The following is a 12,595-nucleotide window of genomic DNA, read 5'->3' as shown; positions in this document are numbered from 1 at the left end:
ACTCCCGAAGGGCCCGCTCATGCGGGCCTTTTCTTTTGTCTTTGAGGGATCGGTTACTTGCCGAAGCCGCGCGCCAGGAACACCGCGACCAGCGGGATCAGCGCGATCAGGTGCGCCTGGACCATCACCAGCTTGCGCGTCTTCAGGATGTCGGCCTCCGCGGGCAGCTTGCCCGTGGACCGCAGCGTCTTGCGCCAGCGGAAGTAGGTCAGCGTCGGAAAGATCGACAGCACGCCCACGATGATGAACAGCGTGAGCTTCACGTGCAGCAGCGGGTTGGTCCAGTACCAGGCCGTGCCCTTCACGCCCCACCAGGTGCGCGCAATGCCGGTGGCCAGCACCGCGATGGCGGCGATGCCGTAGACCATGTCGACCTTGGCCAGCCGCTCGACCACGGCGGCATTGAGCCATTGCACGCGGCACAGCGCGGCTTCACTGGAAATGAACACGACCATCGTGAGGATGGCCAACAGATGCAGGTAGGCGAGGATGGCTTCGAGGGTCATCGGAAACTTTCTTCATCGGGGTTGCAAGCAAATGCAAAAAGCATTGTGCCGCCCGGTCACGATTTCAGGACCGCCCGCCCCAGAATTCCGGCTGCCCGTACTGCGCTTTGAGGAAATCAAGCCACAGTCGCACGCGCAGCGGCAGGTGCTTGGTGCCCGCGAACACCGCGTAGATGCCATTGGGCGGCGCGGCGAAGTCGTCGAGCAACGGCACGAGCAGGCCGGCGTCGATCTCCGCCTCGACCTCCCAGGTGCTGCGCCAGGCGATGCCGTGGCCCGCGAGGCACCAGTCGTGCAGCACCTGGCCGTCGGAACAATCGAGCGGACCGCTGGGACGCAGGTGAATCAGCTCCTGCGCGCCCTCTTCGTTGGTAATGCGAAAGGCCCAGCCGCGCGTCTGCGAGGCGTCGCTCGACAGCGTGAGGCAGGCAAAGCGCGACAGCTCGCCCGGGTGCTTCGGCGTGCCGTGTCGGCGCAGGAACTCCGGCGTGGCGACGCAGCGGCGGCGGTTGTCGGCCAGGCGCACGCTCACCAGCGACGAGTCGGGCAGGTCGCCCACGCGCACGGCGCAGTCGAAGCTCTCGCCCGTGACGTCGACCACGCGGTCGCTGAGGTTCAGCGAGATCGTCACCTCGGGGTGCAGCGCATGAAAGCGCGGCACCAGCGGCGCGACGTGGCGGCGGCCGAAGCCGGCCGGCGCCGTCACGCGCAGGTGGCCGCTGGCCTTCACGCCGCCGGCGCTCACGCTGGCCTCGGCGTTCGCGAACTCGGTCAGCAGGCGCTGGCAGTCTTCGAGAAAGGCGCTGCCTTCGTGCGTGAGCGTGATGCGGCGCGTGGTGCGCACCAGCAGCTTGACGCCCAGGCGCTCCTCGAGCGCGTCGATGCGCCGGCCCATGATCGCGGGCGCCACGCCTTCCGCCTTGGCCGCCGCGGTGAGGCTGCCGCGGGTCGCGACCGAGACAAAGGATTCGAGCTGCTTGAGGCGGTCCATGGCGCGGGAACTATATCGCCCGCCACCGCGTTCTCGCCTTCTCAGTCGCCGGCCGTGACGCCCTGCGCCCGAAGCGCGGCGATGTCATCGTCGCTGTAGCCCACTTCTTTCAGCAGCGCTTCGCTGTGCTCGCCGATGTGCGGCGGCTGCAGCCGGATGCCGGGGCGCTCGCCGCCCAGCGTGAACGGCGCGAGCGGCACCTTCGCCATGTGGCCGTCGTTCATGCGCACGGGCGCGAGGCCGCCGGTGGCGTTGAGGTGCGGGTCGTCGAACAATTCTTGCGGCTTGGTGATGGGTGCGAAGGGCAACTCGTTCTGCTCGAACACCGCGCTGAGTTCGGCTGCGCTGTGGTTCGCGAGGTGCGAGCGCAGGATCGGCATCATCCAGTCACGCGCCCGCACGCGGTCGTTGTTGGTCTTCAGGCGCGGGTCGGCCAGCATCTCCTCGAGGCCGAAGGCCTTGCAGAAGATGGCCCATTGCTTGTCGCTCACGGCCGCCAGAAAGATCTGCTCGCCGTCTTTCACCGTGAACACGTCGTACACGGCCCAGGCCGAGATGCGGCTGGGCATCGGGTCGGCGGCCTTGCCCGTGGCGGCGAACTGCATCATGTGCTGCGCGACCAGGAACACGTTGTTCTCGAACAGCGCCGACTGCACCTCGCAGCCCTTGCCGGTGAGATCGCGCTGGCGCAGCGCGGCCATCGCGCCGATGGCACCGAACATGCCGCCCATGATGTCGTTCACGCTGGTGCCCGCGCGCAGCGGATCGCCCGCGCGGCCGGTCATGTAGGCCAGGCCGCCCATCATCTGCACCACCTCGTCGAGCGCAGTGCGGTGGTCGTACGGGCCGGGCAGAAAGCCCTTGTGGCTCACGTAGATGAGGCGCGGGTTGAGCTTGGCCAGCGTGTCGTAGTCGAGCCCCAGCTTCTTCATCGTGCCGGGCTTGAAGTTCTCGCTCACGATGTCGGCGGTGGCGATGAGACGCAGCGCGGCTTCGACGCCTTCGGGCTTCTTCAGGTCGAGCGCGATGCTCTTCTTGTTGCGGTTGAAGGTCGGGAAAAAGCCCGCGCCCGAGCCCAGCAGACGGCGCGTGTTGTCGCCCTCGATGGGCTCGACCTTGATGACTTCAGCGCCCAGGTCGGCCAGCAGCAGGCCGCAGGTCGGGCCCATGACCATGTGGGTGAACTCGACGACGCGAACGCCCGCGTAAGGCAGAGGATTGGCTTCAGACATGTGCAATGTGTTCCTGGACAAAACCCTTGGGCAGACCGGCCTCGGGCGTCATGCCGTAGACCGGTTCGCCGGGCAGGCCGGCCTTGAGCGGTGCGCGCGCCGCGATGAGTTTTTCGAGATCGATGCCGGTGCGCACGCCCATGGCCTCGAACATGAAGACGAGGTCTTCGGTGACCGCATTGCCGGAGGCGCCGGGCGCATACGGGCAGCCACCGAGTCCGCCGAGCGAAGCGTCGAAGGTGCGCACGCCCTCGTCCCATGCGGCCAGGCAGTTCGCGATGCCAAGGCCGCGCGTGTTGTGCATGTGGGCCGCGCCGGCGTGCACGCCGATCTCGGCGCGCAGCCGCTGGAAGAGACGGCGCACCTGCGCGGGGTTGGCGTAGCCCACCGTGTCGGACAGGCCCGATTCGTCGGCGCCGGCCTCGATGCATTGCGCGGCGAGGCGGATCACGTCGTCTTCCGGCACCAGGCCCTGCAGCGTGCAGCCGAAGGCGGTGGAGATGCCGGCCTCGAGCTTCACCTGCGGCGCGATGGCGCGGCGCAGCTCGGCAATGGCGCGCACCTCTTCGACCATCTCGGTCGGCGTCTTGCGCACGTTGGCCAGCGAATGCGCCACGCTGGCCGACACCGGCATCGTGAGCTTGTGCACGCCGGCTTCGAGCGCGGCCTGCGCGCCCTTGCGGTTGGGCACCAGCGCCATCACCACGAGGCCGGGCAGCGTGACGGCGTGGCGCACCACTTCGGCAGCGTCGGCCATCTGGGGCAGCAGCTTCGCGGGCACGAACGAGGCGACCTCGATCTCGCGCACGCCGGCGGCGTACAGCGCGTCGATCCAGCGCAGCTTGTCGGCCGTGGGCATGGTGGCCTTCACGGATTGCAGGCCGTCGCGCGGGCCGACCTCGCTGATGAGGACGTCGGGGGAGGTCATCGGGTGCTTCCTTGACTGTTCTATCTTGCAGAACTATATTCTGTTAAACAGAATTAAATCGGCAAGCCTGCCGACTGTCAAGCCACGCCATGCCCCGCAAAGCCCAGAACGAATCGGTGCCCGACCTCAACGCCGCCCCCGGCGGCGCCGCCGCGGTGGACCGTGCGCTGAGCCTGCTGTCGGCCTTCCAGCCCGGCGACGAGGCGCTGTCGCTCGCCCAGTTTGCCGAGCGCACGCAGCTCTACAAGAGCACGGTGCTGCGGCTGCTGGCCTCGCTGGAGCATGCGCGGCTCATTCGCCGGCAGGACGACGGGCGCTACGCGCTGGGGCTGGAGATCGCGCGGCTGCACGGGCTGTATGCGGCGTCGCAGTCGCTCGACCGCCTCGTGCTGCCGGTGCTGCGCACGCTCGCCGCGGCCACCGGCGAGAGCGCGGCGTACCACGTGCGGCAGGACCAGGGCGACAGCTGGGTGCGGCTGTGCCAGTTCCGCGTCGATTCCTCGCATGTGGTGCGCGACCACGTGCGCGCGGGCGACCTGCTGCCCAACGACCGGGGCGCGGGCGCGCGCGTGCTGATCGCCTTCGGGCCCGAGGCCGAACGGCCGCGCGGCGCGAAGGAGCGCAAGTTGTACGACGCGATCCGCGCGCAAGGCTATTGCGCGCTGGTGGGCGATCGCACGGCCGAGCTGGCGGGCATCTCGGCGCCGGTGTTCCATGCGGATGGGCGACTGGCCGCGGCGGTCACGCTGACGATGCCGACGCATCGGTATGACGAGGGCTACGTCGGGCCTGTGCGCGCGGCAGCGAAGGAACTCAGCGGGCAGGTCTGACGGTCTTGCTCCTTCCCCTTCCGGGGGAAGGCGGGGATGGGGACACGCGGCCTTAAAAAAGCCGCAGCGCATTCGATCAGCGCAACGCCGCCAGCAACGCCTCGTTCTGCGCCGGCAGCCCGACGCTCACGCGCAGCCATTGCGCCAAGCCATACGGGCCGAGCAGCGAAACCTCGATGCCGGCGGCCAGCAGGCGCGCGTGCACGGCGGGCGCATCGCCGACCTGCACCATCAGGAAGTTGCCCGACGACGGAACGTACGGCAGGCCCAGCGCGGTGAAACCTGCGGCGAGCTGGTCGCGCCCGGCGGTGTTGAGTTCGTAGGTGCGCGCCAGAAAGTCGGCGTCGCCCAGCGCCGCCACGGCCGCGGCCTGGGCCGGCGTCGTCACGTTGAAGCGCGGGCGGTGCGCGTTCATGCGCGCCGTGAGCGCCGGCTGCGACACGCCGTAGCCGATGCGCAGCCCCGCCAGGCCGAAGGCCTTGGAGAAGGTGCGGGCCACGATCAGGTTCGGCAGGCGGCGCACCCACTCGATGCTGTCGTAGCGCTGCGCGGGCGCGAGGTACTCGGTGTAGGCCTCGTCGAGCAGCACCGTCACGTGCGCGGGCACCGATTGCAGAAAGTCGCGCAGCGGCGCAGCATCGATGAAGGTGCCGGTCGGGTTGTTCGGGTTGGCGACAAAGACGAGCTTGGTGTCGTCGCCGATGGCGGCGCGCATCGCATCGAGGTCATAGCCGAAATCGCGCGAGGGCACGACGGTGGCGCGCGCGTGGGCATGCGCCGTGGCCGCCGCGTAGACGATGAAACCGTACTGCGAATAGACGACGTTCTCGCCCGGCTTCAGGCTCACTTGCGCCGCCAGTTCGAGAATCTCGCTCGATCCGCTGCCCAGCGTGAGCCATTCGGGCGGCACGTCGAGCCGCGCGGCCAGCGCCTGTTTGAGCGCCGTGCCATTGCTGTCGGGGTAGTTGCCCGCGCCTTCGAGGGCGGCGGCGGCGGCGCGGCGGGCCGACTCGGGCATGCCGAGCGGGTTTTCGTTGGAAGCCAGGAGGATCATTGCGGCAGGAGCTGATTATTTAAGAAGTTAAATATATACAGCTGCCACCGCCCCGGCCTCAGGGCCTACCCTTTGACGCGGGGCGCGGGCCTTCGCGGGCCGCCATCAATTACATGCATTTTTGTCACAGATAAATCTCACTTTCGGCTCTTACTGGCTCGCAAAGTATCGAATACAGTTCTCGCATGGCTTCACCTGGGGCAGTTCCCTTTGACGCTTGCGGCACCCCGTTCGACGTCCGTTTCGCCGCCCCGCCCCCCGATTTCCTGTTTTTTGCATTGCGTTCCCAAGGAGAAAACACATGACCGACCGCACCACCGCCCACCGACTCCAGGTCGCGACCGAACTGCACCGCTTCGTCGAAGAAAAAGTCCTGCCCGCCAGCGGCGTGGCCAGCGACCTGTTCTGGAAGGGCTTCGACGCCATCGTCCATGACCTCGCGCCCAAGAACGTCGCCCTGCTCGCCGAGCGCGACCGCCTGCAGAGCGAACTCGACGCCTGGCACCAGAAGAACCCCGGCCCGATCGCCGACATGCCGGCCTACCGCGCCTTCCTGGAAAAGATCGGCTACCTGCTGCCGCAGCCCAAGGGCGTGAAGGCCACCACGGCCAACGTCGACTCCGAACTCGCGCTGCAGGCCGGCCCGCAGCTGGTGGTGCCGATCCTGAACGCGCGCTACGCCCTGAACGCCGCCAACGCGCGCTGGGGCTCGCTGTACGACGCGCTGTACGGCACCGATGCCATCCCCGAAACCGGCGGCGCCGAAAAGGGCAAGGGCTACAACCCCGTGCGCGGCGCCAAGGTCATCGAGTTCGCACGCAACGTGCTCGACCAGGCCGCCCCGCTGGCCAACGGCTCGCACAAGAACGCCACCGGCTACAGCGTGAAGGACGGCCAGCTCGTCGTCGCGCTGCAGAGCAGCACCACCGGCCTGGCCGATGCGTCGCAGTTCATCGGCTACCAGGGCGACGCCGCCGCACCGTCGTCGGTGCTGCTCAAGCACAACGGCATCCACCTGGACATCCGCATCGACCGCAGCACCGCCATCGGCAAGAGCGACGCGGCCGGCGTGAGCGACCTCGTGCTCGAAGCCGCGCTCTCGACCATCCTCGACCTGGAAGACTCGGTGGCCGTGGTCGACGCGGCCGACAAGGTCGTCGCGTACGCGAACTGGCTGGGCATCGTGCAGGGCACGCTGACCGAAGAAGTCGCCAAGGGCGGCAAGACCTTCACGCGCGGCCTGAACGCCGACCGCGAATACACCGGTGCCAACGGCCAGCCGCTGAAGCTGCACGGCCGCTCGCTCATGTTCCTGCGCAACGTGGGCCACCTGATGACCAACCCGGCCATCCTGTATGCATCCGGTGAGGGCGACAAGGAAATCCCCGAAGGCATCCTGGATGCCGTGGTCACCACCACCATCGCGATGATCGACGTCAAGCGCAAGGGCAACTCGCGCACCGGCAGCATCTACATCGTGAAGCCCAAGATGCACGGCCCGGCCGAGGTCGCCTTTGCCAGCGAGCTGTTCGGCCGCGTCGAGCAGCTGCTCGGCCTGCCCGCCAACACCGTCAAGCTCGGCATCATGGACGAGGAGCGCCGCACCAGCGTGAACCTGCAGGCCTGCATCGCCGAGGCCGCTGCGCGCGTGGCCTTCATCAACACCGGCTTCCTCGATCGCACCGGCGACGAGATGCACACCGCCATGCAGGGCGGCCCGATGATCCGCAAGGGCGACATGAAGTCCAGCGCGTGGATCGGCGCCTACGAAAAGAACAACGTGCTCGTCGGCCTGAACTGCGGCCTGCGCGGCAAGGCGCAGATCGGCAAGGGCATGTGGGCCATGCCCGACCTGATGGCCGCGATGCTCGAGCAGAAGATCGCGCACCCCAAGGCCGGCGCCAACACCGCCTGGGTGCCCTCGCCCACCGCCGCCACGCTGCACGCGCTGCACTACCACCAGGTCAGCGTGACCGCCGTGCAGCAGGAGCTGGAAAAGATCGACGCCGAAGGCGAGCGCGAGAACATCCTGAACGCGCTGCTGCAGGTGCCGATCGCTGCCGAAGCCAAGTGGACCGACGCCGAGAAGCAGCAGGAGATCGACAACAACGTGCAGGGCATCCTGGGCTACGTGGTGCGCTGGGTCGACCAGGGCGTGGGCTGCTCGAAGGTGCCCGACATCCACAACGTCGGCCTCATGGAAGACCGCGCCACGCTGCGCATCTCGAGCCAGCACATCGCCAACTGGCTGCTGCACGGCGTGGTCACGAAGGCGCAGGTCGACGAGGCCTTCCAGCGCATGGCCAAGGTGGTCGACGAGCAGAACGCCGGCGACGCGCTGTACCAGCCGATGGCCGGTCACTTCGACACCTCGGCCGCCTACAAGGCCGCGCAAGACCTCGTGTTCAAGGGCATCGAGCAGCCCAGCGGCTACACCGAGCCGCTGCTGCACGCCTGGCGCCTGAAGGTCAAGGCCGCGGCCTGACGCGCGCCCTGCGCAGTGCCGGCAACCGCTGGCGCTGACGCCTCGGAGACAGCAAACGAACGGCGCCCTCGGGCGCCGTTCTGCATGGGGCGCGACATGCCGGTAGCATCGACGCCGCCTTCCTTTTCTCTCTCCGGTCTCCGTCTCTTTCGATGAACAAGCACGCGGCATCGCCGCCCCCGACCCGCTGGTCGACCTCGGCCGCCGGCATGCTGGTCGCACTGGCCACCGCCTTCGCGCTGAGCCAGGCCTTTCGCACCGTCGGCGCCATGATGGCCACGCCGCTCACGCAGCACTTCGGCCTCACGCCGCAGGCGCTCGGCACCTGGGCCGGCACCTTCCATTTCACCTTCGGCATCATGCAGCTCGCGATGGGCGTGTCGATCGACCACTTCGGCGTGCGCCGCACCGTGCTCACCGCCTTCCCGCTCGCCATTGCGGGTGCCGCGCTGTGCACCGTGGCACCGGGCTTCGGCGCGCTGCTGCTGGGGCAGGCGCTGATCGGCGTGGGCTGCGCGCCGGCCTTCCTGGCCTGCACCGTGTTCATCGCGCGGCACTTCGACGCCTCGCGCTTCACCGCCATGTCGGGGCTGGTGATGAGCCTTGCGGGCCTGGGCATCGTGTTCACCGGCACGCCGCTGGCGCTGCTGATCGAGGCCGCGTCGTGGCGCGCGGGCTATGCCGTGCTGACCGCCTTCGCCGTGCTCTCGTGGATCGTCATCTTCTGGCGCGTGCACGAGCCCGCGCGCACGACACCAGCGGTCGCACCGGACGGACCCGCGCCCGAACGCCAGTCGCTGCGCCAGGCGGTGCGCGACCTGCTGCCGCTGTTCGCCATGCCGCACACGCTGGGCCTGCTGTGCTTCGCCTGCGTGTCGTACGCCGCCTTCATCACGCTGCGCGGCCTGTGGCTCGGCCCCGTGCTGCACGACCGCCACGGCCTCTCGCTCGTGGCCAGCGGCAACGTGGCGCTGGTGATGACCGTCGCCGGCATGGCCAGCCCCATGCTGTTCGGCCGCCTCGACCCCGGCGGTGCACGCCGCACGCGCTGGATGATGCGCTGCGCCTTCGCCGGCGCGGCGATGTTCGCCGCCATGGCCCTCACGCAATCGCGCGCCATCGACATCGGCCTGCCGATCGTCTACGGCCTGTTGTCGGGCTACAGCGTGCTGCTGTACGCGTACACCAAGAACGCCTACCCGGCGGCCGTGACCGGCCGCGCGATGGCGCTGCTCAACATGGCGATGTTCCTCGGCGTCTCGCTGATGCAATGGACCACCGGCGTCGCTGCCTCCTGGGCCGTGGCCCACGGCACCGAGCCGTTCCGCGCGGTGTTCCTCACGGTGAGCGGGATGCTGGCGGCGGGGACGTTGGCGTTTTGGGTGTTGCCGCGGGCGCGTGAGCGTCAGCGGCCGGTGTCGGCCGATCTCTGACGGGGCGCGCGGCACCTTCGCGTGCCGCTGTCACGCCTTTCGCTTCGCGCTTTTCTTGGCGGGGACACGAACGGGCAAGGTCGTCGACAGCTGCCGGATCTCGCGGCGAATCTCCCGCTCAAGTTCCTGCTCGGTCGGCAGATGCAACTGGTAGCGGCTCGCAAAGATGTTGCGTTCCTGTTGCTCACCCAGGGTGTACTTCACCACCGCGTCGTTCTTGTCGGGACACAGGATGACGCCCAGCGTCGGGTTGTCGCCTTCGGTGCGGCGCTCGCGATCGAAGTAGTTCACGTAGAACTGAATCTGGCCGAGGTCGGCGTGGGTCAACTTGCCCACCTTGAGGTCGATCAGCACATAGCACTTCAGCACCGCGTGATAGAAGACTAGGTCGATGTAGAAGTGATCGCCATCGATCGTGATGCGCTCCTGGCGCGACACAAACGCGAAGCCCTTGCCAAGCTCGAGCAGGAAGGTCTGCAGGTTGTCGATCAACGCCTGCTCCAGCGTCGACTCGACGAGCCTGGGAGACTCCGGCAGCCCGAGGAACTCGATCACCATCGGGTCTTTCAACGCATCAAGCGGCTGCGCCACCTCCTGCCCGTGCGTCGCTAATCGCATCAAGCCCTTCTTGTCCTTGCTCTTGGCCAGGCGGTCGTACAGCAGGCTCGCCGTCTGACGCTGCAACTCGCGCACCGACCATGCATTGCGGATGGCCTCGATCTCATAGAAGGCGCGAGCCTCTGTCCGCGTCACACGCAACAGCTGCCGGTAGTGGCTCCAGGACAGCGAGGGATGCAGCACGCCGGGAAGCCAGTCCGGTTCGGGCGTCGATTTCCGAGACGGTGTCGCGGAAATCGGCTGCATCAGCAATTTCCGAGGCACTGTCTCGGAAATCAGCTGCGGGTAGTCCAGATAGAACTGCCGGAATGCCTCGAGGTTGTCCACCGAGTAGCCGCGACCGAACGCCGTGTTCAGGCGCGCCGACAACTCGGCCAGCAGCTTTGCACCGTAGCCGGCACGGCGCTGCCCGCGCTGTTCTTCCTCGACGATCTCGCGCCCGATCAACCAATTGGCGGCCACCTGTGTCGTGTTGACCGTCCGCGCCACGCCGGCACGCGCGGCCTCCAGAATCTCGCGCACCCGACCGAAAAGAGGACGCACGGAAGGTGCGGCCTTGGTGCGCGCTGGTGTCGTCGCACGGACGGGGGATTTTTTGGAAGCAGGCAATTCGGCGCCCTGAAAAAGTTCGTCGGAATTATGCAAGGGTGGTGCGGCCGCGCACGGCTGCAAGCCTCACCGAACGGGTACACCTCAGCGTTTGATCGCCAGCATCAGCACCCCGCCCGCGATCATCGCCACGCCACCCCACTCGCGCACGGACGGCCGCTCGCCGAGGAACATCACGGCGAACAGCACCACGAGCACGACGCTGAGCTTGTCGACCGGTGCGACCTGCGAGGCATTGCCCATCTTGAGCGCCCGGAAGTAGCAGACCCACGACGCGCCGGTTGCCAGCCCCGACAGCACGAGAAAAGTCCAAGTGCGCGGCGACAGTTCGAAGGGGTTCGTCCATTTGCCCGTGGCCTTCACGAAGGCCGCGAGCACGACGAGGATCACCACCGTGCGCACCAGCGTCGCCATGTCGGCATCGACACCGGCCAACCCCAGCTTGACCAGGATGGCCGTCAGCGCGGCGAAGACGGCCGACAGGATCGCCCAGACGAACCAGTTCGACGATGCAGCGAGGGTCATGGCGCGCTCCTTCACAGGGGATGGCAGTCCGCCCGATCATCGCGCGAACCGCCGTGCTGAGGTGCTCACGCCGCATCCCCCAACCGCGCCCGCACCTCGCGCCGGCTCAGCTGGCGCTTGGCGACGGCATAGACATCGTGACGCCCATACATGTCGAAGTGCGTGGGCAGGCCCGGCGCGGAACGTCGCGCCGCACCGCAGCGCGTGACCATGCAGCGGCGCAGCACGTCGTAGCACTTGGGCTCTGGCTGCGCCGCGCTTGTGCGCTCGGGAAATTGCGCCAGCACGACCTCGAACCAGCAGCCCTCGACGCAGTGCCACTGCGTGGTCTCGTCGATCACGTGGTAGACCGCATACGGCGTGTCGCCGCGCCGCCCGGCCCGGTCCGCACGGCGCGCCGCACGCGCCTCGCGCAAGCGCCGGTTCGGCAGCAGGATGCCGGTGAACGGATGCACGAACAGCTCGACGCCCGGCGCTTCGTGCAGCGGTACGCCGGGCCGATCTCCCCAGCGGTAGGGCCGCACCCGCACTTCGCCGTCGCACAGCACCGCGTCGCGCGCCACGAAATCGTCGACGTGCAGGAAGATGTGCGCCTGCACCGTGCTGCGGCGATCGATGCCCGCGCACAGCTCGGCGTACACCTTGTCCCACGGCCGGTGCACCTGCTTGTGCAGCCAGCGCTTGAGCGGCTGGAGGTTTTCGCTCAGCCACTTCGGATGCTGCAGGCCGCGCTTCATGCCCAGGTGCGAACCGCGCTCGGGGCTGTTGCGCCACGGGCGGCCATCGCCCTGCACGCGCCAGCCGCCGCGCGGACGCTCGACGATCACCTTGTCCATGTCGTCACGCATCGTCGGCCCTCCGTCCGAAATCGCGCGCGGCCTTCTGCAGCGCCACCTTCTGCGCGCGCCGCTCGGCGCGGTGGGTGCGCAGGTGGCGGCCTGCGCCCTGGCTGGATTCGCGGCGGGCCATCGCGGCCACCACGGGATTGCGCGGTGCCGACGCGGGCACCGCAAAGTAGAACCGGCCCAGACGCTTGTCGTCGTCACGGGCCTTTCGTTGAGCACTCATGTGCACACACTCCGAAAAACAAAAAGGCCCCGGCGAATGCAATTGCGCGCGGGGCCCTTGTCGATTCGGCCGCGGCGGATGCGAAGGTGCACATCCGGCCGGGGCGGTCGGTGTGCGTCAGGTGTTCAGTGAACGGTTCATTGGTTGGTGTTCTCGCCCGGGAGGTTGATCGTCGCCGGGCGTGGTGTCGGAAAAAACTGTCGCTGAAAAAGGAAGGGCGGATTCTGGCGAGGGCTCGCGCCGCGCGCAAGCGGGGCGCGCAGTGCTGTGGCGCAAAGCTGACACGGCCGCGTGCATGGCGTGCGTTGAATCCGCA

General features: G+C 68.0%; 11 protein-coding genes and 1 pseudogene. 3 read left to right on the top strand and 9 right to left on the bottom strand.

The window, feature by feature from the left end; translation table 11 throughout:
• Positions 1-53: 53 nt before the first annotated feature.
• The 4 genes from CY658_RS00205 to CY658_RS00190 all read right to left on the bottom strand — a co-directional run bounded on the left by CY658_RS00205 (position 54) and on the right by CY658_RS00190 (position 3,657).
• Complete coding sequence (locus CY658_RS00205; protein WP_101488353.1) at positions 54-506, bottom strand: DUF2214 family protein; 453 nt, start codon at positions 504-506, stop codon at positions 54-56.
• 64 nt (positions 507-570) lie between these two features.
• Positions 571-1,497, bottom strand: a complete 927-nt coding sequence (locus CY658_RS00200; protein WP_101488352.1) for a LysR family transcriptional regulator — start codon at positions 1,495-1,497, stop codon at positions 571-573.
• 41 nt (positions 1,498-1,538) lie between these two features.
• The gene (locus tag CY658_RS00195; protein ID WP_101488351.1) at positions 1,539-2,729 is read right to left on the bottom strand and encodes a CaiB/BaiF CoA transferase family protein; all 1,191 of its coding nucleotides are present in this window, start codon (positions 2,727-2,729) and stop codon (positions 1,539-1,541) included.
• Positions 2,722-3,657: a hydroxymethylglutaryl-CoA lyase gene (locus CY658_RS00190; protein ID WP_101488350.1), complete on the bottom strand. Its 936-nt coding sequence runs from the start codon at positions 3,655-3,657 to the stop codon at positions 2,722-2,724. The genes CY658_RS00195 and CY658_RS00190 overlap by 8 nt, the downstream gene beginning before the upstream one ends.
• 89 nt (positions 3,658-3,746) lie before the next feature.
• Here CY658_RS00190 and CY658_RS00185 point away from each other — a divergent pair, with 89 nt between their 5' ends.
• The gene (locus tag CY658_RS00185) at positions 3,747-4,487 is read left to right on the top strand and encodes an IclR family transcriptional regulator (RefSeq protein ID WP_101488349.1); all 741 of its coding nucleotides are present in this window, start codon (positions 3,747-3,749) and stop codon (positions 4,485-4,487) included.
• A 76-nt stretch (positions 4,488-4,563) separates the two neighbouring features.
• On the opposite strand, the pseudogene hisC reads toward CY658_RS00185, so the two are convergent.
• A pseudogene (gene hisC, locus CY658_RS00180) lies at positions 4,564-5,547 on the bottom strand (histidinol-phosphate transaminase); the annotation flags it as partial.
• A gap of 295 nt (positions 5,548-5,842) precedes the next feature.
• Here hisC and CY658_RS00175 point away from each other — a divergent pair.
• Together CY658_RS00175 and CY658_RS00170 are read left to right on the top strand one after the other, a co-directional pair.
• Positions 5,843-8,026 carry a malate synthase G gene (locus CY658_RS00175; RefSeq protein WP_101488347.1) on the top strand — a complete coding sequence of 728 codons (2,184 nt, stop codon included), beginning with the start codon at positions 5,843-5,845 and terminating at the stop codon, positions 8,024-8,026.
• A 152-nt stretch (positions 8,027-8,178) separates the two neighbouring features.
• Positions 8,179-9,459: an MFS transporter gene (locus CY658_RS00170; RefSeq protein WP_101488346.1), complete on the top strand. Its 1,281-nt coding sequence runs from the start codon at positions 8,179-8,181 to the stop codon at positions 9,457-9,459.
• A 30-nt stretch (positions 9,460-9,489) separates the two neighbouring features.
• Here the strand turns inward: CY658_RS00170 and CY658_RS00165 are convergent, their stop codons facing one another.
• The 4 genes from CY658_RS00165 to CY658_RS00150 all read right to left on the bottom strand — a co-directional run bounded on the left by CY658_RS00165 (position 9,490) and on the right by CY658_RS00150 (position 12,279).
• The gene (locus tag CY658_RS00165; RefSeq protein ID WP_257884571.1) at positions 9,490-10,722 is read right to left on the bottom strand and encodes a PDDEXK nuclease domain-containing protein; all 1,233 of its coding nucleotides are present in this window, start codon (positions 10,720-10,722) and stop codon (positions 9,490-9,492) included.
• A 48-nt stretch (positions 10,723-10,770) separates the two neighbouring features.
• Positions 10,771-11,211, bottom strand: a complete 441-nt coding sequence (locus CY658_RS00160) for an EamA family transporter (RefSeq protein ID WP_101488344.1) — start codon at positions 11,209-11,211, stop codon at positions 10,771-10,773.
• Positions 11,212-11,276: 65 nt separating this feature from the next.
• Entirely contained in the window at positions 11,277-12,059 is a 783-nt protein-coding gene (locus tag CY658_RS00155; protein ID WP_101488343.1) for a hypothetical protein, read from the bottom strand.
• Positions 12,052-12,279, bottom strand: coding sequence for a hypothetical protein (locus CY658_RS00150; protein ID WP_062479749.1), 228 nt, complete (start codon positions 12,277-12,279; stop codon positions 12,052-12,054). Before CY658_RS00150 ends, CY658_RS00155 begins: the two co-directional genes overlap by 8 nt.
• Positions 12,280-12,595: the final 316 nt, after the last annotated feature.

The organism is Variovorax sp. RO1 (assembly GCF_002849325.1).
Lineage (GTDB): Bacteria > Pseudomonadota > Gammaproteobacteria > Burkholderiales > Burkholderiaceae_C > Variovorax.
This window is presented reverse-complemented; position numbering and strand designations above follow the sequence as displayed.

Excerpts from the sequence above, each read along its gene's own strand:
- CY658_RS00150 (WP_062479749.1), bottom strand. The coding sequence starts at position 12,279 with ATGAGTGCTCAACGAAAGGCCCGTGACGACGACAAGCGTCTGGGCCGG.
- CY658_RS00160 (WP_101488344.1), bottom strand. The coding sequence starts at position 11,211 with ATGACCCTCGCTGCATCGTCGAACTGGTTCGTCTGGGCGATCCTGTCG.
- CY658_RS00175 (WP_101488347.1), top strand. The coding sequence starts at position 5,843 with ATGACCGACCGCACCACCGCCCACCGACTCCAGGTCGCGACCGAACTG.
- CY658_RS00200 (WP_101488352.1), bottom strand. The coding sequence starts at position 1,497 with ATGGACCGCCTCAAGCAGCTCGAATCCTTTGTCTCGGTCGCGACCCGC.
- CY658_RS00195 (WP_101488351.1), bottom strand. The coding sequence starts at position 2,729 with ATGTCTGAAGCCAATCCTCTGCCTTACGCGGGCGTTCGCGTCGTCGAG.
- CY658_RS00205 (WP_101488353.1), bottom strand. The coding sequence starts at position 506 with ATGACCCTCGAAGCCATCCTCGCCTACCTGCATCTGTTGGCCATCCTC.
- CY658_RS00170 (WP_101488346.1), top strand. The coding sequence starts at position 8,179 with ATGAACAAGCACGCGGCATCGCCGCCCCCGACCCGCTGGTCGACCTCG.
- CY658_RS00185 (WP_101488349.1), top strand. The coding sequence starts at position 3,747 with ATGCCCCGCAAAGCCCAGAACGAATCGGTGCCCGACCTCAACGCCGCC.
- CY658_RS00155 (WP_101488343.1), bottom strand. The coding sequence starts at position 12,059 with ATGCGTGACGACATGGACAAGGTGATCGTCGAGCGTCCGCGCGGCGGC.
- CY658_RS00190 (WP_101488350.1), bottom strand. The coding sequence starts at position 3,657 with ATGACCTCCCCCGACGTCCTCATCAGCGAGGTCGGCCCGCGCGACGGC.